This window comes from Streptomyces sp. URMC 126, assembly GCF_051386555.1.
In the GTDB taxonomy this organism is placed as follows: domain Bacteria; phylum Actinomycetota; class Actinomycetes; order Streptomycetales; family Streptomycetaceae; genus Streptomyces.
Window position 1 is genome coordinate 1 of sequence record NZ_JBPQTX010000702.1, and the last position, 367, is coordinate 367.

Annotated in this window: 1 pseudogene; it reads left to right on the forward strand. The window is 73.3% G+C overall.

The features are described from left to right. Positions 1-367 (forward strand): annotated as a pseudogene (locus ACSNOK_RS33530) (helicase-related protein); the annotation flags it as partial.

Sequence of the window (367 nt, forward strand, 5' to 3'; positions counted from 1 at the left end):
CTTCGGCGCCGGGACCGGAAACCCGCCTCCGTCCCTGATCATCCAGGACGAGTTGCACCTGCTCACCGGACCGCTGGGCACCACCGTCGGCCTCTACGAGGCGGCGATCCTTGAGCTGTGCACCGGCCCGGACGGCCGTCAGCCCAAAATCGACGCCGCCACGGCGACCATCCGGCGCTCCGCCGAGCAGGTCCGCGCCCTGCACCACCAGGGCGTCCAGCTCTTTCCGCCCTCCGGGCTCGACGCCCGCGACAGCTTCTTCGCCGTTCCCGACACCGGCCGCCCCGGCCGCCTCTACCTCGGTGTCATGGCCCAGGGCCACACCGCGGGCCGCGGCGCCGTCGCCACCACGGCGGCCATTCTCCAG